This window comes from Tatumella sp. JGM91, from assembly GCF_018257575.1.
GTDB classification, from domain to species: Bacteria; Pseudomonadota; Gammaproteobacteria; order Enterobacterales; family Enterobacteriaceae; genus Tatumella; species Tatumella punctata.
In genome coordinates this window covers 49,117-74,388 of sequence record NZ_JAERJP010000017.1, presented here as the reverse complement: position 1 = coordinate 74,388, position 25,272 = coordinate 49,117, and the positions used below count along the sequence as shown (strand labels likewise).

At 49.8% G+C, this 25,272-nt stretch carries 25 protein-coding genes, 2 tRNA genes and 2 pseudogenes; 23 read left to right on the top strand and 6 right to left on the bottom strand.

The genetic code is table 11. From position 1 onward, the window contains the following. Nucleotides 1–327: 327 nt before the first annotated feature. Nucleotides 328–498: a hypothetical protein gene (locus JK198_RS12580; RefSeq protein WP_164881279.1), complete on the top strand. Its 171-nt coding sequence runs from the start codon at nt 328–330 to the stop codon at nt 496–498. On the opposite strand, the gene JK198_RS12575 is transcribed toward JK198_RS12580, so the two are convergent. After that, nucleotides 495–1,112 (bottom strand): Fic family protein, encoded by a 618-nt coding sequence (locus tag JK198_RS12575; RefSeq protein WP_212710702.1) that lies wholly within the window; start codon nt 1,110–1,112, stop codon nt 495–497. The genes JK198_RS12580 and JK198_RS12575 overlap by 4 nt on opposite strands. Nucleotides 1,113–1,465: 353 nt before the next feature. On the opposite strand from JK198_RS12575, the pseudogene JK198_RS16835 reads away from it, so the two are divergent. Then, nucleotides 1,466–1,798, top strand: a pseudogene (locus tag JK198_RS16835) (integrase); the annotation flags it as partial. Between the two features lie 35 nt (nt 1,799–1,833). Here JK198_RS16835 and JK198_RS12570 read toward each other — a convergent pair. Both JK198_RS12570 and JK198_RS12565 read right to left on the bottom strand, forming a co-directional pair. Beyond that, nucleotides 1,834–1,971: pseudogene (locus JK198_RS12570) on the bottom strand (transposase); the annotation flags it as partial. A gap of 47 nt (nt 1,972–2,018) precedes the next feature. Further along, nucleotides 2,019–2,456 carry a hypothetical protein gene (locus JK198_RS12565; RefSeq protein WP_212710701.1) on the bottom strand — a complete coding sequence of 146 codons (438 nt, stop codon included), beginning with the start codon at nt 2,454–2,456 and terminating at the stop codon, nt 2,019–2,021. Nucleotides 2,457–2,585: 129 nt separating this feature from the next. Between JK198_RS12565 and mltB the strand changes: the two genes are divergently transcribed. The 12 genes from mltB (at nt 2,586) to luxS (ending at nt 13,557) form a co-directional block, all read left to right on the top strand. Further along, nucleotides 2,586–3,653: a lytic murein transglycosylase B gene (mltB, locus tag JK198_RS12560; RefSeq protein WP_212709021.1), complete on the top strand. Its 1,068-nt coding sequence runs from the start codon at nt 2,586–2,588 to the stop codon at nt 3,651–3,653. Nucleotides 3,654–3,739: 86 nt separating this feature from the next. Next, entirely contained in the window at nt 3,740–4,078 is a 339-nt protein-coding gene (locus JK198_RS12555; RefSeq protein WP_212710700.1) for a zinc ribbon domain-containing protein YjdM, read from the top strand. Between the two features lie 229 nt (nt 4,079–4,307). Next, the gene (gene pncC, locus JK198_RS12550) at nt 4,308–4,802 is read left to right on the top strand and encodes a nicotinamide-nucleotide amidase (protein ID WP_212709019.1); all 495 of its coding nucleotides are present in this window, start codon (nt 4,308–4,310) and stop codon (nt 4,800–4,802) included. Nucleotides 4,803–4,900: 98 nt separating this feature from the next. After that, entirely contained in the window at nt 4,901–5,965 is a 1,065-nt protein-coding gene (gene recA / locus JK198_RS12545; RefSeq protein ID WP_212710699.1) for a recombinase RecA, read from the top strand. Nucleotides 5,966–6,124: 159 nt separating this feature from the next. After that, complete coding sequence (locus tag JK198_RS12540; RefSeq protein ID WP_212709047.1) at nt 6,125–6,607, top strand: regulatory protein RecX; 483 nt, start codon at nt 6,125–6,127, stop codon at nt 6,605–6,607. 136 nt (nt 6,608–6,743) lie between these two features. Next, a complete protein-coding gene (gene alaS, locus JK198_RS12535; RefSeq protein ID WP_212710698.1) occupies nt 6,744–9,371 on the top strand; it encodes an alanine--tRNA ligase in 2,628 nt (875 codons plus the stop codon). A 252-nt stretch (nt 9,372–9,623) separates the two neighbouring features. Then, on the top strand, nt 9,624–9,809 hold the full coding sequence (gene csrA / locus JK198_RS12530; protein WP_025902553.1) for a carbon storage regulator CsrA: 186 nt from the start codon (nt 9,624–9,626) through the stop codon (nt 9,807–9,809). A 266-nt stretch (nt 9,810–10,075) separates the two neighbouring features. Next, a tRNA-Ser gene (locus JK198_RS12525) sits at nt 10,076–10,168 on the top strand. A gap of 8 nt (nt 10,169–10,176) precedes the next feature. Further along, a tRNA-Arg gene (locus tag JK198_RS12520) sits at nt 10,177–10,253 on the top strand. A 297-nt stretch (nt 10,254–10,550) separates the two neighbouring features. Beyond that, nucleotides 10,551–11,117, top strand: coding sequence for a fructose-1-phosphate/6-phosphogluconate phosphatase (gene yqaB / locus JK198_RS12515; protein ID WP_212709016.1), 567 nt, complete (start codon nt 10,551–10,553; stop codon nt 11,115–11,117). 213 nt (nt 11,118–11,330) lie between these two features. Then, entirely contained in the window at nt 11,331–12,893 is a 1,563-nt protein-coding gene (gshA, locus tag JK198_RS12510; protein WP_212710697.1) for a glutamate--cysteine ligase, read from the top strand. Between the two features lie 148 nt (nt 12,894–13,041). Then, nucleotides 13,042–13,557 (top strand): S-ribosylhomocysteine lyase, encoded by a 516-nt coding sequence (luxS, locus tag JK198_RS12505; protein WP_212709014.1) that lies wholly within the window; start codon nt 13,042–13,044, stop codon nt 13,555–13,557. A gap of 91 nt (nt 13,558–13,648) precedes the next feature. On the opposite strand, the gene JK198_RS12500 is transcribed toward luxS, so the two are convergent. Together JK198_RS12500 and JK198_RS12495 are read right to left on the bottom strand one after the other, a co-directional pair. Next, the gene (locus tag JK198_RS12500) at nt 13,649–14,932 is read right to left on the bottom strand and encodes an HlyC/CorC family transporter (protein WP_212709013.1); all 1,284 of its coding nucleotides are present in this window, start codon (nt 14,930–14,932) and stop codon (nt 13,649–13,651) included. Between the two features lie 26 nt (nt 14,933–14,958). After that, on the bottom strand, nt 14,959–15,750 hold the full coding sequence (locus tag JK198_RS12495) for an inner membrane protein YpjD (RefSeq protein WP_212710696.1): 792 nt from the start codon (nt 15,748–15,750) through the stop codon (nt 14,959–14,961). Nucleotides 15,751–15,922: 172 nt separating this feature from the next. On the opposite strand from JK198_RS12495, the gene ffh reads away from it, so the two are divergent. From ffh to JK198_RS12465, 6 genes are all read left to right on the top strand, one after another. Continuing rightward, nucleotides 15,923–17,284: a signal recognition particle protein gene (gene ffh / locus JK198_RS12490; protein ID WP_212709011.1), complete on the top strand. Its 1,362-nt coding sequence runs from the start codon at nt 15,923–15,925 to the stop codon at nt 17,282–17,284. 144 nt (nt 17,285–17,428) lie between these two features. Then, nucleotides 17,429–17,677: a 30S ribosomal protein S16 gene (rpsP, locus tag JK198_RS12485; RefSeq protein ID WP_212709010.1), complete on the top strand. Its 249-nt coding sequence runs from the start codon at nt 17,429–17,431 to the stop codon at nt 17,675–17,677. A gap of 24 nt (nt 17,678–17,701) precedes the next feature. Then, complete coding sequence (rimM, locus tag JK198_RS12480) at nt 17,702–18,250, top strand: ribosome maturation factor RimM (protein ID WP_212709045.1); 549 nt, start codon at nt 17,702–17,704, stop codon at nt 18,248–18,250. Between the two features lie 35 nt (nt 18,251–18,285). Beyond that, nucleotides 18,286–19,050 carry a tRNA (guanosine(37)-N1)-methyltransferase TrmD gene (trmD, locus tag JK198_RS12475; RefSeq protein WP_212709046.1) on the top strand — a complete coding sequence of 255 codons (765 nt, stop codon included), beginning with the start codon at nt 18,286–18,288 and terminating at the stop codon, nt 19,048–19,050. A 42-nt stretch (nt 19,051–19,092) separates the two neighbouring features. Further along, complete coding sequence (rplS, locus tag JK198_RS12470; RefSeq protein ID WP_212709009.1) at nt 19,093–19,440, top strand: 50S ribosomal protein L19; 348 nt, start codon at nt 19,093–19,095, stop codon at nt 19,438–19,440. A gap of 265 nt (nt 19,441–19,705) precedes the next feature. Beyond that, the gene (locus JK198_RS12465; RefSeq protein ID WP_212710695.1) at nt 19,706–20,998 is read left to right on the top strand and encodes a cystathionine gamma-synthase family protein; all 1,293 of its coding nucleotides are present in this window, start codon (nt 19,706–19,708) and stop codon (nt 20,996–20,998) included. Between the two features lie 51 nt (nt 20,999–21,049). Here JK198_RS12465 and JK198_RS12460 read toward each other — a convergent pair whose 3' ends face one another. Further along, nucleotides 21,050–21,649 carry a nitroreductase family protein gene (locus JK198_RS12460; RefSeq protein ID WP_212710694.1) on the bottom strand — a complete coding sequence of 200 codons (600 nt, stop codon included), beginning with the start codon at nt 21,647–21,649 and terminating at the stop codon, nt 21,050–21,052. A gap of 312 nt (nt 21,650–21,961) precedes the next feature. Here JK198_RS12460 and adhP point away from each other — a divergent pair, with 312 nt between their 5' ends. The 3 genes from adhP to lldD all read left to right on the top strand — a co-directional run bounded on the left by adhP (nt 21,962) and on the right by lldD (nt 25,252). Continuing rightward, a complete protein-coding gene (gene adhP / locus JK198_RS12455; RefSeq protein ID WP_212709006.1) occupies nt 21,962–22,981 on the top strand; it encodes an alcohol dehydrogenase AdhP in 1,020 nt (339 codons plus the stop codon). Nucleotides 22,982–23,318: 337 nt separating this feature from the next. Then, on the top strand, nt 23,319–24,098 hold the full coding sequence (gene lldR / locus JK198_RS12450; protein ID WP_212707877.1) for a transcriptional regulator LldR: 780 nt from the start codon (nt 23,319–23,321) through the stop codon (nt 24,096–24,098). 2 nt (nt 24,099–24,100) lie between these two features. Continuing rightward, the gene (gene lldD, locus JK198_RS12445; RefSeq protein ID WP_212707878.1) at nt 24,101–25,252 is read left to right on the top strand and encodes an FMN-dependent L-lactate dehydrogenase LldD; all 1,152 of its coding nucleotides are present in this window, start codon (nt 24,101–24,103) and stop codon (nt 25,250–25,252) included. Nucleotides 25,253–25,272 lie beyond the last annotated feature (20 nt).

Genomic DNA, 25,272 nt, shown 5'->3' with positions numbered 1-25,272 from the left:
AACGGGATGAACTGTACCGTCAGGCACAGAAAATACATCCTGAACGGTGGTCAGGTAAAACGAGAAACTGGCAGCCTCCCTCAGTGTCAGCATAGTTGCCACCCCCTCTGAAAAATCAATCTGAGGGCATGGAGTGACACATGAAACGTACTTCACCGGAGCGTAAGGCTGCAACACTGGCAAAACTGTTACCGTACTTAATGTATTGCTTAAAGGGCTTGCCCGATGAGTGAGTCTTTGACGGGCTTGATATGAATTTGCGTAGAAGTTTTGGTATACTGTTTGAACGATGTTTTTCAGCCCAGATTCTGCTTTTTAGGAGTGATTATGAGCACCCACAAAAAAACTCAGGCAAGCTACGCTAAGCCATCACGTGCTGACATTGTTCGCTCAGTAGCAACATCTACGGCTGTTGAAACAGGGCAGTCCTCCGCGAAGATCGAAGCTTCACTTGAAGCCACGCGCAAAAAATTTGCTCATTTGCGTCTTGCGGTTTAATCCCTTCTTAATGCTTCTCTCACCCAGTGTTTCATCGGCTCGTAGTCCATTGATACACCTGCATGGATAGCCGAGATATACTGGGTTTTGTTTTGCTCCCGGCTTTGATAATCCAGCGGTTTGTATCCTCCCTGAACGGCCATTACGTCGGCTAGCAGTCGCGACAGGCGTCCGTTTCCCTCTCTGAATGGATGGATAAGTATTAGCTCTACATGGGTTATGGCGATAGCAGTGATGAGTTGTTCTTCGTCCATGCCGCTACATGGCGTGTATTGAGCCAGATACCTGGTGTCGAATTCGCTCAGCAGTTTTGGCAATTGTGCTGAAGGTGCAAACATAAAGCCGCCCTTGCTGATATTAACCGCTCTTTCTTGTCCAGCCCACTGGTAGATGTTGCCTAACCAGCGGCGATGCCAGCTTTTTAGCATGGCTACGCTGAACTGTCCTTTCGGGAACTGTTCTTCAAAAACAGACTGGTAGAGTTGTTCTAACAGGACAAGTTCAGCCTCATCCATCTCATCAGAAGTTGCGATCCCCAGCTTGTTAGCCAAAACTTGCTCGCCAGAGTCTTTCTCATACTGACCTTCACTGCTGGATACATGGTATCGGCTCATTGAGATGCCCTGTGTTATTAGAAGGATGGGAGAGCAGAGGGAGTATAACGCTGGATGAGTACAGTAAATAATATTCGTAAAATCAGATGGTTACAAAAGTGTAGGTTACAATGTAGTTTTTATTCGCTGGTGGAAAATAATCATTAATAATCAGCATTAACACACCAATGTATCATTGGGGTGTGATCTGATAAATCCTTGTCAATAGACTCATTCATATTGATTTTACTCATTTTTTAAGTCTGTTGGGTACCCAAGTGGCCCCATGTGAAACCCTTAAAAACCCATGAGAATCGCTAAATTTGTATACCAGTAGTATACCGGTTAGTATCGGGTAGACACTCTATAGATTGATGAAATTGACACTCAACCAGTCGACTATAATCAATAAGTTATCTATCGATGTTAAACCAGAACTCGACCAGCAAGGGCGTGTTATCTACTTACCGAATCCTGGACGAAAGCCGTATCTTATCACTGATAATCACCGGGATTCACCCGTTGGTTTTGGTGTCAAAATCAGTGCAAAAAAAAAGACATATATTGTTCAACAGAGCGTATCTTCTCCTGGCAACCGTCCTGAGACAGGGGGAAAATCCCGGTCTGAGGTTATCAGACCTACCATTGGCAATGTCTCTGATTTCGCTAATATCGATCAAGCCCGCGAGGGTGATCGTACTTTAGTTTAAACTATGAAGTTGACTAAAAAGCACCCTAACTTAAGTGACAGGAACCAGTAGATGTTCAGGCATTCATCCCTCAGACTGCCATTAAACGATTCGATAAGGGCATTATCCGTGGGTTTTCCCGGCCGGGAGAAGTCCATGGTGACCCCGTTTTCACAGGCCCATCAGTCCACCTGCAGCTTTTGCGATATACGCCCTGAGGACGGCCTCAGACGCTCCATCACAGCAACCACATCATCCGGTAATCCCTCCGAAACCCCTGGCCGACCTCGATCGCCAGCCGCCCGCGCCAGATTTCAGGGCCAGAAAGGCGTTTCATCGTATGAGTAAGGGCTCTTGCTGCATCCTGATTCGGTTTAGTCGTTGCACCTCCCGTTGCTGCTGCCATTCCGGCCTTCGCCGTACTGTCCATAACAATCGGAAACGGGGGAGGTGGCATAGCTTTCGCTTCAGCAAAGAACAAGCCAGACACTTTATCAAATAGGGATTTTTTCTTTGGCGGTTCTGGTGGCGGTGACGTTTTATTTTTCACAGCCTGAGCGTGTTGTTCAGGCACCGGGACTGGCTGAGCGGGTTGTGACTGATAGAAGCATAAATAACCGGTAACGGTCAGAAGTTCTATACCGGCATTTTCCTGCCACCGGGGAAAGAGGGGCAAACAGCGGTTTTCACTGCCTGGTTGTGTTATCTGTCTTTTTTTTCGTTTTTTTTTGTATTACTCCACTGTTTGTCTGGCTGGCAAAGCATTACCATGGGCCAACGTCTGCTTCTGGTTAATGGGTTTCTGATGCGTTACAAAATTGCGTTATTACCGTTATTTGCGTTGCTGGTTGCCTGCAGTAGTAAAACAGAAAGTGTCCGGCAGGGGCCACAAGGCGGTTTTTTACTGGCTCCGGCTGGCGGACAGGGAATGTTATCCGGGGATTTTGCCGGGCGTCCGCAGACCGAAGAATTTATTAATATGATGGTGAAAAAGCATAATTTTGACCGTCAGCAGCTTGAATCCTGGCTGGGACAGGCGCGGCGTTTAGATTACGTGCTCAGGCTGATGGACAGGCAGGCACCTAATACTCCGGCACCTCCGGGGCCAAACGGGGCGTGGCTGCGTTACCGGAGTAAATTTATTACCCCGTCGAATATACAAAACGGTGTGGCATTCTGGAACCAGTATCAGACAGAACTGCAGCGGGCCCGGCAACAGTACGGAGTTCCTGCAGAAATTATTGTCGGTATTATCGGGGTGGAAACCCGCTGGGGAAGAGTGATGGGTAAAACCCGTATTCTTGATGCGCTGGCAACCCTGTCGTTTGATTATCCGCGGCGTTCGGCCTATTTCAGCAGTGAACTGGAGACATTTTTACTGATGGCCCGCAGCGAACGGGATAATCCGCTGGAGCTGAGAGGATCGTTTGCCGGAGCAATGGGTTACGGCCAGTTTATGCCTTCGGCCTATAAACAATATGCCGTTGATTTTGATGGTAACGGCACGATTAATCTCTGGGACCCTGTAGATGCCATTGGCAGTGTGGCCCATTATTTCCAGCAGCATGGCTGGCAGGCCGGGCAGCCAATTGCAGTGCCCGCCAGTGGCACCGCACCTTCTCTGGATGACGGCTATAATACCCGTTACAGCGTCAGTCAGCTGATAAAGGCCGGATTACGGCCACAGGCTGCATTGCCCGGGGATCAACAGGTAAGCCTGCTGAAACTTGATATGGGACAGAGTTATCAGTACTGGTTCGGGTTGCCTAATTTTTATGTGATTACCCGTTATAACCACAGTACCCAATACGCAATGGCGGTCTGGCAGCTGGGTGAAGCCGTACGTAATGCCCGCAATAACACGGTTTTTTAATTCACGGCTTTCCTTATTGTTTGTATGGATATAGGATGGCGCCCTTTGCGGGCGTCTTCTGCCTGCGGTGAGAGTAAGGAACCCTGATGCAAACACTCCCTCCTTGTCCTGAATGCCATTCTGAATACAGCTGGCAGGATACTGAAAATTATAACTGTCCTGAATGTGGTCATATCTGGCCGGTAATGTCAGCTGAAACCTCGGAAGAGACCTTACTGGTGCGCGATGCCAACGGTAATCTGCTGGCGGACGGTGACAGCGTTACTATTGCCAAAGATTTGAAAGTAAAAGGCAGTTCTTCGGTACTGAAGATTGGTACCCGGGTTAAAGAGATTCGTCTGACAGAAGGTGATCATAATATTGATTGCCGGATTGATGGTTTTGGCCCGATGAAGCTGAAATCAGAGTTTGTGAAAAAAAGTTAATCTTCGCACTCTGTTCTCCGGCGGCATGACCGGCCGCCGAGATCCCTTTTGTTGTGCCATTCTCTGTCCTTTCACGCAAAAAAAACCTTTATGCCCCGCAATGCAGCAAACTCTTGCTGCGCAGTTCCGTTTTCCGGCGGTTGCTGCCGGCCATGACTTGAAAAGCTGTCATTAATCCATAGTATCTTCTCTGGTGTTGATAAATATACTCGTGCTACACGGAGGGAAGTTGATGGATAAGGATTTACGGCAGTTAAGTATTCAGACCGGACAGTCTCTGCTGTCCCGCGGCGCAACACTCACTACCGCTGAGTCCTGTACCGGCGGCTGGATTGCAAAAGTGATTACTGACATCAGTGGCAGCTCTGCATGGTTTGAACAGGGATTTGTGACATACAGTAATCAGGCCAAAATCACTATGCTGGGGGTTGACCCGGCAACTCTTGAGGCCCATGGTGCGGTAAGTGAAGCGACAGTCCGTGAAATGGCGAGCGGGGCACTACAGGCTGCGGAGGCTGACTATGCGATTTCAGTCAGCGGTATTGCCGGTCCGGATGGCGGCAGTGCAGAGAAACCGGTCGGTACCGTCTGGTTTGGTTTTGCGGCCGCAGACGGTAAAGTACTGGTATCAGGTCAGCAATTTACCGGTGACAGGGACGCAATACGGGCTCAGGCAGTCGCATTTGCCCTGCGTACCCTGAACCGGGAGTTTCTGGAAAAATAAACTTGATACTGTATGACTATACAGTATAATTATCCCTCATCAGAGACAGAGCATACCCACACATTTGCCTGGCTAATCCGGCATAATCAGGAGTTGAAATGGCGATCGACGAAAACAAACAGAAGGCTTTAGCCGCAGCGCTGGGGCAGATTGAAAAACAATTCGGTAAAGGCTCCATCATGCGTCTGGGTGAAGACCGCACTATGGATGTTGAGACCATTTCAACCGGTTCACTGTCGCTGGATATTGCTTTAGGTGCCGGCGGGTTACCGATGGGCCGTATCGTGGAAATCTACGGGCCAGAATCTTCCGGTAAAACCACACTGACCTTGCAGGTTATTGCCGCCGCGCAGCGTAAAGGAAAAACCTGTGCCTTTATCGATGCTGAACATGCTCTGGACCCGGTCTATGCCAAAAAGCTGGGTGTGGATATTGATAATCTGCTGTGCTCTCAGCCGGATACCGGTGAGCAGGCGCTGGAGATTTGTGATGCACTGGCGCGTTCCGGGGCAGTGGATGTCATTATTGTTGACTCCGTCGCCGCTCTGACACCAAAAGCCGAAATTGAAGGTGAAATCGGTGATTCTCATATGGGACTGGCTGCCCGTATGATGAGCCAGGCAATGCGTAAACTGGCGGGTAACCTTAAACAATCCAATACACTGCTGATTTTTATCAACCAGATCCGTATGAAGATTGGTGTGATGTTTGGTAACCCGGAAACGACAACCGGCGGTAATGCGCTGAAATTTTATGCGTCTGTTCGTCTGGATATCCGTCGTATCGGGGCCATCAAAGACGGCGATAATGTGGTCGGCAGTGAAACCCGTGTCAAAGTGGTCAAAAATAAAATTGCAGCGCCGTTTAAACAGGCTGAATTCCAGATTATGTACGGCGAAGGCATTAACTTCTTCGGTGAACTGGTTGACCTGGGGGTTAAACATAAACTGATCGAAAAAGCCGGTGCATGGTACAGCTATAACGGCGATAAAATTGGTCAGGGTAAAGCGAACGCGGGTAACTACCTGCGTGATAACCCACAGGCCGCCAGCGAAATTGAGCAAAAACTGCGTGATATGCTGCTGAATGCTCCTGCTCAGGAATCAGCCGAAAAAGAGTCAAACGGTCATGATGAAATGAGTGAGGATCATCAGGAGTTCTGAGTCCGGTAAGCGGATACATTACCCTGAAACGGGAGAGTGCTGTTAAAGCCTCTCCCGTTTTTTGTTTTTTATGGCCGGTACTGGCAGAGTATCACTTTGCGTCAATAACCTATCACACAGGAGAGTCTGGTGCTGTTTACTGAAACTGAACGCCATCCGATGTTTGCTTCTTTACTGGAACGGGCGGTACGGTTACTGGCCCGGCGTGATCATTCCGAACACGAGCTGAAAGAAAAAATCCGTCTTTCGGTGTGGCGCAGCGAGCAGAGAGAGGGCAGTGAGCATACGCCTCCCGATGAAGCGGCCCTGACACAGGTGATAGCCTGGTGCCTGGAAAATAATTATCTCGACGACCAGCGTTTTACCCGGCAATTTATTATCAGCCGTAGCCGCAACGGTTATGGGCCACAGCGTATTCGTCAGGATCTGCAGCTGAAAGGGATAGGGCGTGATGATATCAGTCAGGCATTAGCAGAGTCTGAGATAGACTGGCAGCAGCAAGCGGCAGAGGTTGCCGGGAAAAAGTATGGTCATAAATGGCCCTCCGATGCCCGGGAAAAAGCCAGGTTACAGCGATTTTTACACTCCAGAGGGTTCCTGATGGAGGATATTCGCTCTGTTTTGGTAAATTTTTCCGGCTGAGTCATAATCCGGTTTTACTTCCCTGTGAAGAAAACTTATCTTATTCCCACTTTTTTGTTCCACTGTCACCGGCGGGCCGCAATGTGCTGGCTGCCCGGACGAAAGGAACATCCGTCAGAGTGATACCAGGATATTTATGAGCAAGAGTACTGCTGAGATCCGTCAAGCGTTTCTCGATTTCTTTAAGAGCAAGGGACACCAGGTTGTAGCCAGCAGCTCCCTCGTACCAAATAATGATCCGACGTTGCTGTTTACTAACGCCGGAATGAACCAGTTTAAAGACGTTTTTCTCGGTCAGGATCAACGCGACTATACCCGTGCAACAACATCACAACGCTGTGTACGTGCCGGCGGTAAACATAACGATCTGGAAAATGTCGGTTATACCGCCCGTCACCATACGTTCTTCGAAATGCTGGGTAACTTTAGTTTCGGCGACTATTTTAAGGCTGAAGCTATCGCATTTGCCTGGGAGCTTCTGACCGGTGCTGAATGGTTTAATTTGCCGAAGGAGCGTCTGTGGGTCACAGTCTATGAGACTGATGATGAAGCCTATGATCTCTGGGCTAACGATATTGGCGTGCCGGCCGAGCGCATTATCCGCATCGGTGATAATAAAGGCAGTGCCTATGCGTCAGATAACTTCTGGCAGATGGGTGATACGGGACCTTGTGGCCCGTGCAGCGAAATTTTTTACGACCACGGTGACCATATCTGGGGTGGCCCTCCGGGCAGTCCGGAAGAAGACGGCGATCGCTATATCGAGATCTGGAACATCGTATTTATGCAGTTTAACCGTCAGCCGGACGGTACTATGCTGCCATTGCCTAAGCCTTCAGTGGATACTGGCATGGGGCTGGAACGTATTACTGCCGTGCTGCAGCATGTTAATTCTAACTACGAAATTGACCTGTTCCGTACGCTGATCAGTGCGGTGGCAAAAGTGACCGGTACCACTGACCTCGATAATAAATCACTGCGGGTTATTGCTGACCATATCCGGTCATGTGCCTTCCTGATTGCTGATGATGTACTTCCATCGAATGAAAACCGTGGTTATGTATTACGCCGTATTATCCGCCGTGCAGTACGTCACGGAAATATGCTCGGTGCCAGCGGAAGCTTTTTCTACAAACTGGTTGCCCCGCTGATTGATGTGATGGGCAGTGCCGGTGATGACCTGAAAAAACAACAGGCTCATGTTGAATCGGTCCTGAAAACTGAAGAAGAACAGTTTGCTAAAACACTGGAACGTGGTCTGACGTTACTGGATGAGGAACTGGCGGCCCTGAAAGGGGATGTTCTGGATGGTGAAACCGTTTTCCGTCTGTATGACACTTTCGGATTCCCTGCGGATTTAACCGCGGATGTCTGCCGTGAACGTAATGTCACAATTGATGAAGCCGGATTCGAAGCAGCCATGGAAGCACAGCGTCAGCGTGCCCGTCAGGCCAGTGGTTTCAGTGCTGATTATAACAATATGATCCGTGTGGACAGTGAGTCAGCCTTTACCGGTTATGACCATTTGCAGGAGCAGTCCACTGTCACGGCTATCTTTGTTGAAGGTCAGCCCGTTGATGCACTGACAGGGTCAGAGCAGGCAGTTATTATATTGGATCAAACACCGTTCTACGGTGAATCAGGTGGTCAGGTCGGTGATACCGGGATATTAACGGCCAATGGTGTCAGCTTTACAGTGACAGATACCCAGAAATACGGCAAGGCTAACGGTCATATCGGTAGCCTGACCAGCGGTATCCTGCGGACAGGTGATAAAGTATCAGCACATGTTGATGAACAACGCCGTGCCCGGATACGTCTGAATCACTCAGCCACTCACCTGTTACATGCTGCATTGCGTGAAGTTTTAGGTGACCATGTGTCACAGAAAGGTTCACTGGTTAATGATAATTACCTGCGTTTTGACTTCTCCCATCCGGAGGCCGTCAAACCCGGGCAGTTACGCAGGGTTAATGAAATTGTTAACGCCAAAATCCGCCGCAACCTGGCGGTAGAAACCGACATTATGGACCTTGAGTCGGCCAGGGCGAATGGTGCAATGGCTCTGTTTGGTGAGAAATATGACCAGAAGGTGCGCGTACTCACCATGGGTGACTTCTCGGTTGAACTCTGTGGTGGTACTCATACCAGCCGTACCGGAGATATCGGCTTATTCCGTATTACTTCCGAGTCCGGTACTGCGGCGGGTGTACGCCGTATTGAAGCGGTTACCGGTGAACATGCCCTGCAAACGGTATTTGCGCAGGATGCTCAGTTACATGAAATAGCGCAGCAGGTGAAAGCAAACAGCAGTAATCTGAATGAGAAAGTCCGGTCTCTGGTAGAGCAGGTGCGTTCTCTGGAAAAAGAACTGCAGCAGTTGCAGGACCAGCAGGCAGCACAGGAAAGCAGTTCACTGTCAGCCAAAGCGATTAATATCAACGGCGTTAAACTGCTGGTCAGTGAGCTCAGCAATACTGAACCAAAACTGTTGCGAACCATGGTCGATGATTTAAAAAATCAGCTTGGATCGGCGATTATTGTGCTGGGAACCGTTAATGACGGTAAAGTATCGCTTATTGCGGGAGTCACGAAAGATTTAACTGACAGAGTTAAAGCAGGGGAACTGATCGGCATTATCGCCAGTCAGGTCGGTGGTAAAGGCGGTGGTCGTCCGGATATGGCTCAGGCCGGCGGAACGGAACCTGCAGCATTACCAGCCGCTCTGGCAGGGGTTGAGGCCCTGGTCAGCGGGAAATTGTAAAAGAGATAAACAAGCTGCCGGTAGAAATCGCCCGGACCGTTCTCCGGGCGTTTTTTACACGATAAGCAACCTAAAATGATAAAGTCAGGTAGTAATGGTGTATTTCGGCTAAACTAACTATTAGCGAAATGTATTGGCATACTGATTGAATTTTCTGTATCAGTCGTAGTCAATAGATAGTAATGCGTTATACGATGGATTTGCCGGGACCCAGAACTGGCCCGACTCTTTTAATCTTTCAAGGAGCAAAGAATGCTTATTCTAACTCGTCGAGTTGGTGAAACTCTCATGATTGGCGATGAGGTGACGGTCACAGTATTGGGTGTTAAAGGGAACCAGGTACGTATAGGCGTGAATGCTCCTAAAGAGGTGTCTGTGCATCGTGAGGAAATCTATCAGCGCATTCAGGCCGAAAAGACCCAGCAGCCAGACTACTAACATATTCAGCGCCTCGTTTTTAACGAGGCGCGCCTTTATTCAATCCCCGGTCCCTATACTACAGCGATGCATCTTCCTGATGCTGTGCCGTTGAATTCTCACTCCTTTTGGCTTTTAAATGCCCTGATTGACGACTAAACGTGCAATCAGGCTTTCAGCGCTAAAAATTGTTTGACTTATAAGGCGGGGAAAGTAATATGTGCGCCAACGCAGCGACGAAGCGCAGTAACAGGCACAGCGTCGGTGCGGGTAGCGAAGTAACAAGTGGTGAGGTGGCCGAGAGGCTGAAGGCGCTCCCCTGCTAAGGGAGTATGCGGTCAAAAGCTGCATCGAGGGTTCGAATCCCTCCCTCACCGCCATTTGCGATGCATCCGTAGCTCAGCTGGATAGAGTACCCGGCTACGAACCGGGCGGTCGGAGGTTCGAATCCTCCCGGATGCACCATCTTTGTGATATTCTGCGTTTATCCTCCCTTGTTATCATTTTCTTTGGCATTTTTCTGACCTGTTCTGACAGTGCTTTTGACCGGTTTACGGTTAATCCCCCCTGATTTATCGGTTCTGTTTTTATCATTTCCTCAGGGACCGGATAATCACTGCCCTGAAAGATATACCCCGATTTATATTAGACATCAGCCTGTTAGCTATTTTTTGTCGTTAGCATTTACGGTTTACTGCTGACGGCGACAATTCATCTGCATTAATATAAAGTAACGACTTATCGGTTCAGTCTGGAGTGAGTATGTACGATCATTATCACGGACTTATTTTTGATATGGATGGCACCCTGGTCAACAGCGAGCCGGCACACCGTCAGGCCTGGAAACAGGTATTAGCACAGCACTGCCTGGCGTTCTCTTTCGAGCAGATGATTGCACTTAACGGCTCTCCGGGCTGGAAAATAGCTGAACAGATATTGATAGCGAATAACGCGACTTTGGATCCCCGGCAGCTGGCGGCAGAAAAAGATCAGCAACTGGATAAAATCTTACTGACTACCTCTGCACTGTTGCCGTTAATCGGGGTCGCCAGACATTATTATGGCCGCTTGCCCATGGCGGTAGGCACCGGAAGTAACCATCAAATGGCTGATCGCCTGCTGACCCATCTCGGGGTGCGTCATTTATTTAATGTCCTGATTGCTGCCGATGATGTGGAACACCACAAACCTGACCCGCAGACTTTTCTGGAATGTGCCCGGCAGATGGGGGTTGAGGCGGCACAGTGTGTGGTGTTCGAAGATGCCGATTTTGGTATTCAGGCAGCTAAAGCTGCAGGAATGGATTTTGTTGATGTACGCCTGTTGTAACTGACCGCGGTCTCCGGCAGACAGGCAGATAACCGGACGCCGCTGCAGCCTTAGTATCACAGGTTAATACTATTCAGCATTTAGCCTGCCTGTGGCCTTGTGCTGGCAGTCCGGCGTCATGGCAACTAATTTGGTTTACCGTATCTTTTGGTTCATTGCTACACTGCAACCGTACAGAACTATAAGACATAATTATCACCGTGGGAGGTGACAGTGATACCTGACGTATCTGACGCATTAAGCTGGCTGGAAAAGCACCCTGAAGCACTGCAAGGCATCGGCCGTGGAATTGAACGTGAAACGTTACGTGTTCAGCCCGACGGGCATGTATCACAGCAGGGACATCCGAAAGCGTTGGGCTCCTCACTGACCCATGACTGGATTATTACTGATTTTGCCGAATCATTACTGGAGTTTGTGACCCCGGTTGATCGGGATATTAAACATCTGCTGGCATTTCTGCGCGATATTCACCGCTATGTTACCCGTTCGCTGGATGATGAGCGTCTGTGGCCATTCAGCATGCCCTGTATCATTAAGCATCCGGACGATATCACCCTGGCACAGTATGGCAGTTCCAATATTGGTCAGATGAAAACCGTGTACCGTGAGGGGCTAAAACACCGTTACGGTTCACTGATGCAGGTGATTTCAGGACTGCACTACAACTTTTCCCTGCCGGAAGCATTCTGGCAGGCGCGGCTGGGTATCGACAATCTTGCACAGGGTAAAGATGCGGTCTCTGCCGGTTACCTGCAACTGATCCGCAATTATTATCGTTTTGGCTGGATTATTCCTTATCTGTTCGGGGCATCACCGGCAATTTGTGAAAGTTTCCTGCCGCAGGGGAAAGGTGATTTGCCTTTGCAAAGCAATGATAAAGGCACTTACTGGCTGCCTTATGCGACTTCTCTGCGTTTAAGTGATCTGGGGTATACCAACAAGTCACAGAGTGCACTGGGTATTACCTTTAACTCGCTGGAAGGCTATGTCAGCGCCCTGAAGAAAGCGATTAAAACACCGTCTGAGGAGTATGCTAAGATCGGTATCCGGGACAGTGACGGAAAACGTATTCAGTTAAATACCAATGTGTTGCAGATTGAAAACGAGCTGTATGCGCCTGTCCGGCCTAAACGGGTTATCCGCGCCGGTGAAGCACCTTCTGCGGCCCTGAGCCGCGGCGGTATCGAATATATTGAAGTCCGGTCACTGGACGTTAACCCGTTTACCCCGACTGGAATTAATGAACAACAGGTACGTTTCCTGGATATGTTCCTGATTTGGTGTGCACTGGCCGATGCACCGGAAATGAGTGCCGAAGAACTGCAATGTACCCGTGGCAACTGGAACCGGGTGGTGATGGAAGGGCGTAAGCCCGGCCTGATGCTGAGTGCCGGCTGTGGTGAACAGATCTATTCATTGAACGAGGCCGGTCACAGTATGTTTGCCGGTTTACAGCGGATTGCAAAAGTACTGGATGCGCCAGACGGAAGTACAGAATATCAGCAGGTATGCAGTCAGTTGCTGGCGTCGATTGACGATCCGGAGTTAACCTATTCGGCGAAAATTCTGCGTGATATGCAGCAGAAAGGTCTGGCCGCAGCCGGAACCGAACTTGCAGAAAAATACCGTCAGATGCTGCTCGCTGAACCGCTGGAAGTGTTAACCGAAGAACAATTTAGCCAGCAGGCGCGGGAGTCAGTCATTGCACAGGCTGAAACAGAAGCCAGTGATACACAGAGTTTTGAAGAGTATCTGGCGGGCAGGGAAGGCTGAAAAAAGAAAAGGCCACATCACTGTGGCCAAAGTAACATCTCTGTTGTCAGGGATGATGATAACAAATGCGCGTCTTTCATATACTCAGACGCGGGCCAGAAGAAAAAGTTTCATTGATTGGAAAATTTTTTTAAAAAGAGGTGACCATATGCCATTGTTGGATAGTTTTACCGTTGATCATACACGCATGGCAGCTCCGGCTGTACGTGTTGCCAAGACCATGAAGACGCCACATGGCGATACTATCACGGTGTTCGATTTACGTTTCTGCATTCCGAATAAAGAAGTGATGCCTGAACGTGGTATTCATACCCTTGAACACCTGTTCGCCGGGTTTATGCGTAACCATCTGAATGGCCAGGGCGTGGAAATTATCGATATTTCGCCGATGGGTTGCCGTACCGGCTTCTATATGAGCCTGATCGGTACACCTGCGGAGCAGAAAGTCGCTGATGCCTGGAAAGCAGCGATGGAAGATGTGCTGAAAGTTACCGAGCAGCGTAAAATTCCTGAACTGAACGAGTTCCAGTGCGGTACTTATCAGATGCACTCTCTGGAAGAAGCTCAGGATATCGCACGTCATATTCTCCAAAATGACGTGCGTGTGAACCATAATGAAGAGCTGGCTTTGCCAGCAGAGACCCTGAAAGAGTTACATATCTAGTCTCTGTTTGTTATGACGGTCTGTCAGCTGGTCTGATAGAAAAAAAGGCGGCATGCGTAACAGCGTGCCGCCTTTTTTACCGGGTCCTGTATCAGCCCAGAGATGCCTGTAATGAGGTATGCGGGGTAATTCGCGTCTGCCGGACCATATTGTCCTGCACATCGAGGATTTCGATGGCGTAATGTCCAATCTGTACCCGGGTATTGACTTCCGGAATCTCTTCCAGCACTTCCAGCAGCATGCCATTAATGGTGCGGCCGCCATCTTCCGGCAGGTTCCAGTTAAAGACCTTATTGATTTCCCTGACGTTGGCACTGCCATCGACCAGCACCGAACCATCATTCTGTGGTAACACTTCTTCGGCGAGGGTAGGAGACATGGAGGTCGTAAAATCACCGACAATCTCTTCCAGAATATCTTCTATGGTGACCAGACCTTTGATATCACCATATTCATCGATCACCAGGCCGGCTTTTTTCTTATTGCGCTGAAATTTAACCAGCTGCATATTTAACGGGGTTCCCTGCGGGATAAAATAGATTTCATCGGCAGCCCGCAGCAGGTTTTCTTTGGTGAACTCTTTTTTCTCTGTCATCATCCGCCAGGCCTCGCGGACCCTCAGCATGCCGACGGCATCATCGAGGGTATCGCGGAACAGGACAATTCTGCCATGGGGTGAATGTGTCAGCTGGCGAATAACTGATTTCCAGTCATCATTGACGTTAATGCCGACAATCTCATTGCGCGGCACCATAATGTCATCCACGGTGACTTTTTCCAGGTCCAGTACGGATAACAGCATGTCCTGGTTACGCCGCGACATCAGGGTGCGTGATTCATAGACAATGGTACGCAGTTCTTCTTTACTGAGCGCTGAACTGGCGGAGCCGCTGGTTTTAATCCCGACCATCCGCATCAGGGCACGGGTGATTGAATTCAGCAGCCAGACGACAGGCATCATAATAATCTGTAACGGAGCCAGTAAAAAGCTGCTGGGGTAGGCGACTTTCTCCGGATAAAGTGCGGCAATGGTCTTCGGTAAGACCTCGGCAAAGACCAGCACAATAAAGGTCAGTACTCCGGTGGCAATCGCCACACCGGCATTGCCGTATAAACGTATACCGACAATAGTCGCAAGTGCTGAAGCAAGAATATTGACCAGGTTGTTACCGATCAGCACCAGGCTTATCAGCCGGTCCGGTTTGGCGAGCAACTTCTCAACTCTTCTGGCCGCCCGGTTACCGTTTTTGGCATTATGTCGCAATTTATAGCGGTTAAGTGTCATCATGCCGGTTTCTGAGCCCGCAAACCAGGCAGACACCAACACCATAATGACCAGCGTAATAATTAGCGTGGTGGTTGAAACATGTTCCAACGCGATATTTCCTTTATTTTAATAAATTAACGGGTTAGCAGGTGCTGAAGGATCCGGCTGCCAAAATAGGCCATGGTCAGCAGCACAGCGCCGCTGCAGTTAAACCATACCACGCGGCGACCGCGCCAGCCTTCATGATAATGGCCCCATAACAGGACGATATAGACAAACCACGCGAGCAGAGAAAGCACCGCTTTATCGATGTTTTCCGCAGAGAACAGGTCACGCATATAAAATAGGCCACTGCACAGGACCAGCGTCAGCAGCACCACCCCCACCTGGGTAATATGGAACATCTTACGCTCTATCACCATCAGCGGCGGCATATCATGGCTGAATGCCAGCTTTTTATTTTTCAGCTGGTAGTCGATCCACGCCAACTGTAATGCATATAACGCCGCGATGATTAGCGTTGCATAAGCAAATAATGCCAGCCCGATATGCAGCATAATGCCCGGGGTGGTTTCAAGGTGGGTAAGAAAGGCATTGGGGACAAAGGTGGCAAATGCCAGATTAATCAGGGCGAAACTGTACACAAAAGGCAGCAGCAGCCAGCCGCGATTCCGTGAGGCAACGATGGTCATCACCGCACAGATCATCAGGCTGACCAGTGAACCGATATTCAGCAAACTAAAGTTTTGTTCTGCATTCAGAATAAAAATTCGTTGCTCAACCGCGACACCATGGCAAATCAGTGCCACAACCGCCGATAGCATCGCCAGCCGCCGCCAGCCGCTGCTGCGTGTCAGCAGGCTCGGGATGATCAAAGCAAGACTCAGTGAATAGGCAAGGAGTGCCACAATCGCAAAAACTGACATATATAGGGTATCGTATTCGTCATCATATAGGGTTCAGACAGGCAGTATAGCGTTAGCCGCGACTTGCGCCAAACGATCTGAAGGTCAATTGCAGAGATCGGCAACGCTTCATGTTATACTGCGAGGAAAATGTCGCCGAGGCGGCTTCGCAATATTTTCTGAGTGAAAGGTAATGTTTGATAATTTAACCGATCGTTTGTCGCAAACACTGCGCAATATCAGCGGCCGCGGAAGGCTGACAGAAGACAATATTAAAGACACTCTGCGTGAAGTACGTATGGCGTTACTGGAAGCTGACGTTGCTTTACCCGTCGTCCGTGAATTTATCGCGCGGGTGAAAGAAAGCGCAGTCGGGCATGATGTTAATAAAAGCCTGACCCCGGGCCAGGAATTTATCAAAATTGTCCGTGATGAACTGATCGCGGCAATGGGTGCTGAAAATAACACCCTTAACCTGGCAGCTCAGCCTCCGGCCGTGGTGTTAATGGCGGGTCTGCAGGGTGCCGGTAAAACGACCAGTGTCGGGAAGTTAGGCAAATTTCTCAAAGAAAAGCACAAGAAAAAAGTATTAGTGGTTTCTGCCGACGTCTATCGTCCGGCGGCAATTAAACAGCTGGAAACCCTGGCTGAACAGGTAGGTGTTGATTTCTGTCCTTCAGATGTCACACAGCAACCTGTCGATATCGTCACTCATGCATTAAATGAGGCCCGTCTGAAGTTTTATGATGTGCTGCTGGTAGATACCGCCGGTCGTCTGCATGTCGACGAAGCGATGATGGACGAGATTAAGCAGGTACATGCCGCGATTAACCCGGTAGAAACCCTGTTTGTTGTGGATGCAATGACGGGGCAGGATGCGGCCAATACCGCCAAAGCCTTTAATGAAGCCCTGCCGTTGACCGGGGTCATTCTGACCAAGGTGGATGGTGATGCGCGTGGCGGTGCTGCCTTGTCCATTCGTCACATTACCGGTAAGCCGATTAAGTTTATGGGGATGGGCGAAAAAACCGAGGCACTGGAAGCATTTTACCCGGACCGTATTGCTTCGCGGATCCTCGGTATGGGCGATATGCTGTCGCTGATTGAGGATATCGAAAGTAAGGTTGACCGCGATCAGGCCGAAAAACTGGCCAAAAAACTGAAGACCGGCGATGGCTTTGATCTGAATGACTTCCTGCAGCAGTTAAAGCAAATGCGCAATATGGGCGGCATGGCCAGCCTGATGGGGAAACTGCCGGGTATGGGCCAGTTGCCGGATAATGTGAAATCGCAGATGGACGATAAAGTGCTGGTACGTATGGAAGCCATTATCAATTCCATGACGCGAAAAGAGCGCGAAAAGCCGGAAATTATTAAAGGATCACGTAAACGTCGTATTGCCACGGGGTGTGGTCTGCAGGTACAGGATGTTAACCGTTTGCTGAAACAGTTTGATGATATGCAGCGAATGATGAAGAAAATGAAGAAAGGCGGCATGGCCAAAATGATGCGTGGCATGAAAGGTATGATGCCGCCAGGATTTCCCGGCCGTTAAGCCGGAAAAGTAAAAGTCCGAACTGTAATTGACTTACAGGTTGCTTTTTACTCCAAAACGAGTAAAATTTTCGGGCTTTTTATATTGCACCCGGGCCCCGCCCCTCGCTGGGGTCCGGGTGTTTTATTAACTAAAGAGGATGTTATGGTAACAATTCGTTTGGCTCGTCACGGCGCTAAAAAGCGTCCGTTCTATCAGGTTGTCGTTACTGACAGCCGTAATGCGCGTAATGGTCGTTTCATTGAGCGTGTTGGCTTCTTCAACCCGGTTGCTTCTGGTCAGGCCGAAGCAGTGCGTCTGGATCTGGACCGCATCGAACATTGGGTTGGCTTAGGTGCCACAGTTTCTGACCGCGTTAACGCGCTGGTTAAAGAAGCAAAAAAAGCAGCTTAATCTGTCACGGTGGCGAACATGAGCATGACCGGAAAATCTACCGCGCAACCTCCGATTAATTCCCTTATTTTAGGAAAAATGGGAGCGGCCTACGGTATTCGTGGTTGGCTCAAGGTGTTTTCTTCCACCGAAGATGCTGATCGCATTTTTGATTACCAGCCATGGTTTATTCAGCGTGCCGGTAAATGGCAGCAGATTGAGCTGGAAGGCTGGAAAAATCATAATCAGGACATGATTATCAAAGTCAAAGGCATTGATGATCGTGATGCGGCGGCGCAATTAACCAATTGTGAAATACTGGTTGATGCCACGCAGTTGCCCGCGCTGGAAGACGGTGATTATTACTGGAAAGACCTGATTGGTTGCCAGGTAATGACCGTTGACGGTTACGAAATGGGAAAAGTCATTGATATGATGGAAACCGGATCGAACGACGTGTTAGTCGTAAAGGCAAATCTGAAAGATGCTTTTGGCGCGAAAGAGCGGTTAATTCCGTTTCTTTATGAACAGGTTATCAGGAAAGTCGATCTCACTACTGGCACAATTGAAGTAGACTGGGATCCTGGTTTTTGATCTCCGGAGATAACGGTAACCCAACGGCGAACGCTATGTGGATTGGTGTGATTAGCCTGTTTCCAGAGATGTTTCGTGCGATTACCGATTACGGGGTAACTGGCCGGGCTGTCAAAAATGGTCTGCTCAGTATTCAGTGCTGGAGTCCCAGAGACTTCACACATGACAGGCATCGTACTGTCGACGACCGCCCCTACGGTGGCGGGCCGGGAATGCTGATGATGGTACAACCCTTACGGGATGCTATCCATGCAGCCAAAGCAGCGGCAGGTGAGGGCGCTAAGGTAATTTACCTGTCACCTCAGGGGCGCAAACTTGACCAACAGGGGGTTTGCGAACTAGCGACGGATCAGAAATTAATTCTGGTCTGTGGTCGTTACGAAGGTATTGATGAGCGGGTAATAGACGCCGAAATTGATGAAGAATGGTCAATCGGTGATTATGTGCTCAGTGGCGGGGAACTGCCGGCAATGACGATGATTGACTCGGTGGCCCGGTTTATTCCGGGAGTACTGGGAAAACAGGCATCGGCTGACGAAGATTCGTTTTCTGAAGGATTGCTGGATTGTCCGCATTATACCCGGCCTGAAGTGTTAGAGGGTGTGGAGGTTCCGCCGGTTTTACTGTCGGGCAACCATGCTGAAATTCGCCGCTGGCGCATGAAACAGTCGCTGGGTCGCACCTGGCTGAGAAGACCTGAACTTCTGGAAAACCTGGCTCTGACTGAAGAGCAAGCTAAATTGCTGCGTGAATTTCGTCATGAAAATCAGCAGCAGCAACATGATGATACGGAAGAATAGTCTTCCCTGAATATCAGTTTACCCAGGATAAGAGATTTAATTATGAGCAACATTATTAAGCAAATTGAACAAGAACAGATGAAACAGGATGTACCTTCATTCCGTCCGGGTGATTCCGTGGAAGTGAAAGTATGGGTCGTTGAAGGTTCTAAAAAACGTCTGCAGGCATTTGAGGGCGTGGTTATCGCAATCCGTAACCGCGGTCTGCACTCTGCATTCACTGTTCGCAAAATGTCTAACGGCGAAGGTGTTGAGCGTGTATTCCAGACTCACTCACCGGTAATTGACAGCATTACTGTCAAACGTCGTGGTGCTGTACGTCAGGCCAAACTGTACTACCTGCGTGAGCGTACTGGTAAGGCTGCTCGTATCAAAGAGCGTCTTAACTAAGGTATCGCTAACGCGACATCTGAAAGTTAATAGAGAACAAGGGGTTGACCAATGGTCAGCCCCTTTTTTTTTATTCATTATTCTGTGACCAGCAATCACAACTGTTCAGTGTTATTTAATCGTTCAATTTTTGCTATCAATCAGGCCAGGTGCCATGACAGAGTGTTATAATATAGCAATAACTGCCGTGAAATCAGGTAACTCACCTGCACGGCCCGTCACCCGCCACCGCAGGTGATGGGGACAACGATTACAGGAACGGTCTATGAGTGACGGTAAAACATTAAAAACCCGCCAGGGTGAACATCAGCTCCACCCGGAAACATTAATGACCAGCTACGGCTATGATCCGATGTTATCCGAGGGGGCGGTGAAACCCCCGGTGTTTCTGACGTCCACATTTATTTTCCGTACAGCAGAAGAAGGGCAGGCATTCTTTGATGTCGCCAGTGGTCGTAAGCCCGCGCCTGAAGGCAGCAGGGAAGGGCTGGTCTATTCCAGGTTTAATCACCCGAACAGTGAAATCGCAGAAGACCGGCTGGCCCTGTATGAAGGCGCGGAGCGCTGTGCTCTTTTTTCGTCGGGGATGTCGGCAATAAGCTCGGTACTGCTGACTCTGTGTCAGCCGGGGGATGTGGTCTTAAAAACTCAGCCGTTATACGGTGGTACTGAAACTCTGTTTAATAAAACACTGGCAGGTCTGGGGATCAGCAGCAGTCCGCTGAGCAACTCGCTGGATTATCCGCAGATGCTGTTATCTGCCATGCAGGCGGCGACCGGTGGCCGTATCAGCGTGATTTTTGCCGAAACACCGGCTAATCCGACCAATTCACTGGCGGATGTTCGCTTACTGGCGAAACTGGCGGATGAGCTGGAAACATTACAGGGTTTCCGGCCAGTGGTGGTGTGTGACAATACGCTACTGGGCCCGGTCTTCCAGCGCCCTCTGGCGCTGGGTGCAGATATCAGCGTTTATTCCCTGACGAAATATGTCGGAGGTCATTCGGATCTGGTGGCCGGTGCCGCGATGGGCAGCCGGGCACTGATGGCACCCATCCGCCAGATGCGCAGCGCGATTGGTACTCAGCTGGATCCGCACTCCTGCTGGATGCTGGGCCGCTCACTGGAAACACTGCAGTTACGCATGGAAAAAGCCAATAATAATGCGCAACAGGTAGCTGAATTCCTGCAACAGCACCCGAAAATTACCGCAGTGAATTATTTGCCCTTTAAAGACGCCACCACCGCTGAAGGTAAACTGTTTGCTGAGCAATGTCAGGGGGCGGGCTCAACCTTCTCGTTTGATGTCGGTCATGGCCGGGAAGAGGCATTCCGTTTTCTGAATCACCTGCAGATTTTCCGTCTGGCGGTCAGTCTGGGAGGGACCGAGTCTCTGGCCAGTCATCCGGCCACTACTACCCACTCAGGTGTTGCCCGGGAAACCCGTGAAGCTTTTGCTATTTACGATACCACTGTACGGGTGTCGATTGGTATTGAGCATCCGGCGGATTTAATCGCCGATTTGCAGCAGGCGCTGGATGCTCTGACGTCTGACTGAGTCGAAAAAATCAGGGCCGGTTATTGTGACCGGCCCTGAGATCAGAGTGTATTAACGGGCAACAATAAAACGCTGCTTATCGTCAATATAGCCTTTTTCACCCGCAGGCGCTTCCACCGAGCCGAAGTTCATCTGAGCACGCAATGTCCAGGATGCCGGTATATTCCAGGTCTGCCGGACATCGTCATCTACCAGCGGATTGTAGTGCTGTAGATTTGCCCCGATACCTTTTTCGGCCAGAGCCAGCCAGACGGCATACTGGGCAATACCACTGCTCTGTTCTGACCAGACTGGGAAGTTATCCGCATATGCCGCAAACTGCTGTTGTAATTCGCTAACCACCTGCTGGTCTTCAAAAAACAGTACTGAGCCTGCCGCAGCGGCAAAACTATCAATTTTTTTATCGGTCGCTGCAAATGCATCCGCAGGAACACGTTTTCTCAGCTGTTCTTTGGTCAGGGACCAGAAATGTTTGTGTTGTTCACCGAGCAGAATCAGGGCCCGCGAACTCTGGGAATTAAACGCAGACGGTGAATTTCTGATTGCTGTCTGAATCAGGGCAATAACATCATCTTCTGCCAGTGGCAGTGCCGGACCCAGTGCATAAATAGTTCTGCGTTTTTCAGCCAGTGCATTGAAACCTTGTGACATATGATCTCCTTACTCTTGGGATAACCATTCCGGTATCAGTTCCGGGAGTGGTGAGGATATAAGCTGTCGGAACACAGGATAGCTCATTGCCGGTAGCTCTACCTGTTTATCTTAAGTAATAAACCCGGCGAATAGCATTAAATGTCAGGGGAGCCATTAGTTTAGCTATACTGTTAGCGCAGATTCCGTTCAAAGGATCAATTTAATTAACCTTTACGTGATGCGAATCAAGGCTTATCTGCAGCAGGTCAGTTAACCTTGTGGCCAGCAGATATTACGTGGTCTTTTTACCCTTTTAACAGGAGTTCCATTATGAAAGCAGCAGTCGTTACTAAAGATCATAGTGTTGAAATTGTTGATAAAAAGTTACGTCCCCTGGAGCATGGCGAAGCGCTGCTGCAGATGGAGTATTGCGGTGTGTGTCATACGGACCTCCACGTTAAAAATGGTGATTTTGGCGATAAAACCGGGGTTATCCTCGGTCATGAAGGTATCGGGATTGTTAAACAGATTGGTCCGGGTGTAACCTCGCTTAAACCCGGTGACCGGGCCAGCGTCGCCTGGTTTTTCCAGGGCTGCGGCCACTGTGAATACTGTGACAGTGGTAATGAGACTCTGTGTCGCAGCGTAAAAAATGCCGGTTACAGCGTGGATGGCGGTATGGCCGAAGAGTGCATTGTGGTGGCAGATTATGCGGTGAAAGTACCGGAAGGCCTTGACCCGGCGGCCGCCAGCAGTATTACCTGTGCCGGGGTTACGACTTATAAAGCAGTGAAAGTGTCTAAAATTCGTCCCGGACAGTGGATTGCGATTTATGGCCTGGGCGGGCTGGGTAATCTGGCATTACAGTATGCAAAAAATGTATTCAATGCCAAAGTCGTGGCGATTGATGTCAATGAAGCACAACTGGAGTTTGCCCGTGAAATGGGGGCAGACCTGACCATCAACCCTCTGAAAGATGATGCTGCCAAAGTGATGCAGGAAAAGTTCGGCGGCGCTCATGCGGCGGTAGTCACTGCGGTAGCAAAATCGGCGTTTAACTCAGCAGTATACTGCGTCCGCGCCGGTGGCCGTGTGGTTGCTGTCGGTCTGCCGCCGGAAGCTATGAGTCTGGATATTCCCCGTCTGGTTCTGGACGGTATCGAAGTTGTCGGGTCACTGGTCGGTACCCGTGGTGATCTGGCGGAAGCCTTCCAGTTTGCCGCTGAGGGGAAAGTAGTACCGAAAGTCGAAAAGCGTCAGGTTGAAGATATAAATACTATTTTCCACGAAATGGAGAACGGGAAAATCAAAGGCCGGATGGTGATTGATTTCTGTTCGCACCAGCATTAAGGGTAATCCGTAAGCGGTGTCAGGCACCGGAAAAGGCTCTGACCACAGGTCGGGGCCTTTTTTTTGGTTATCACTCTGCGCTCAGGCGATGCTCCGGGGCAGATAGCGTATTAATAACGGCTCACAGTTTCTGCCAGTTCAGACTATTTTGGTCAGACCAGTTTGTCGGGAAAAGTAATATCATTCACAAAACTCATATGAAGTCTGTGATCTGTGCTGAATATACTTAACAAACGTTTTACCCGGTCGTTAGGATACCGCTGACAACACTGCGTTAACATCAGCAGAACACTTATCTACAGACTGACCGGCAGCCTGATCTATTCAGGAGGAGCTAATGAATAAATCGCCAGAAAAACTCACTGATATGCTGGTGAATCGCCTGCAGCTATTGATTAAACAGCAGTCGCTGCAGGCAGGGATGCGGCTACCTTCTGAACGTCAGCTGGCCAGTGATTTGCAGGTTTCCCGCGCATCTGTACGGGAAGCGCTGCAAAAACTGAATAGTGCCGGGATTGTCTGTACTCAGCGCGGCGGTGGCACCTTTATCCGCAAGCAAATCACCCCCTGGTCTGAACGGGTGATTGTCGAGCCTCTGAAAGCATTACTGAGAGATGACCCGGAATACCGTCTGGATATTCTCGAGGCCAGACATGCGCTGGAAGGCGGAACGGCATGGCATGCCGCGCTGCGGGCGACAGCAGAAGATAAGCAGCGCCTGCAATACTGTTTTGATGCCATGAGTGAGTTACAGGCCGGCAGTGATGCCAGTCTGGTCGCTCAGGCGGATGCACGGTTTCATCTGATGATTGCAGAAGCGTCTCATAACGCGGTGTTGTTACAGACTATGCGCGGACTGTTCGATTTATTACACAGTTCGGTGTTACAGAGCCGCCAGCAAATGTTTGCCAGGCAGGATATTGTTGAGCAGTTGTGCGGACAACACTATCAGCTGCTGCAGGCTATCCTGTCAGGCGATGCTGCAGCGGCAAAGAATGCCGCTAACTGTCACCTTAGTTTCGTGCATAAAACCACCCAGCAACTCGATGAAGACTATGCCAGACAACTCAGAATCATTCGTTTGCCTGACGATCTTCCGCAAAGCCCAGAGAATTGATCATGATTATTTCTGCTTCATCTGATTACCGCGCCGCTGCTGAGCGACGTCTGCCGCCCTTTCTGTTTCATTATATTGATGGTGGTGCTTACAGCGAATACACAATGAAACGCAATACGGATGATCTTTCGCAAATCGCCTTACGCCAGCGAGTCTTAAGGAATATGTCATCCCTGAGTCTGGAAACCCGGCTGTTTAACGAAACATTATCAATGCCGGTGGCTCTGGGGCCGGTGGGTCTGACGGGAATGTATGCCCGCCGCGGAGAAGTACAGGCAGCCAAAGCCGCTTCGGACGCCGGAATACCTTTTACCTTGTCGACAGTCTCTGTTTGTCCGATCGAAGAAGTGGCGCCGGCGATGTCCCGGCCAATGTGGTTCCAGTTATATGTCCTGCGCGATCGCGGATTTATGCGTAATGCACTGGAAAGGGCAAAAGCAGCCGGCTGTACCACCCTGGTCTTTACGGTAGATATGCCCACCCCCGGCGCACGTTACCGTGATGCTCATTCAGGAATGAGCGGGCCGTTTGCAGCATCACGGCGTTACTTACAGTCGGTTCAGCACCCTCGCTGGGCATGGGATGTGGGTGTACTTGGCAGGCCCCATGATCTCGGTAATGTATCGGCTTACCTGGGGAAACCGACCGCACTGGAAGACTATATTGGCTGGCTGGCGAAAAACTTTGATCCGTCGATTTCCTGGAAAGACCTGGAGTGGATCCGTGATTTCTGGGACGGTCCGATGGTGATTAAAGGCATTCTGGATCCTGAAGATGCAAAAGATGCCGTCCGCTTTGGTGCTGATGGTATTGTGGTATCGAATCATGGTGGCCGGCAACTGGATGGTGTCTTATCGACGGCACGGGCAATGCCGGCAATTGCTGATGCAGTAAAAGGTGATCTTACCCTGCTGGCAGACAGTGGTATCCGCAACGGTCTGGATGTGGTGCGGATGCTGGCACTGGGTGCAGATACCGTATTACTGGGCCGGGCATTTATTTATGCACTGGCTGCCCATGGGCAGCAGGGTGTGGAAAATCTGCTGACGCTGATCGCGAATGAAATGCGTGTGGCGATGACACTGACCGGGGCTAAATCGGTGAGTGATATCAGCCGGGAATTACTGGCGGCTAATCACCTGCTGGTGGGATAAATCGTAAATGCAGGCCGCAG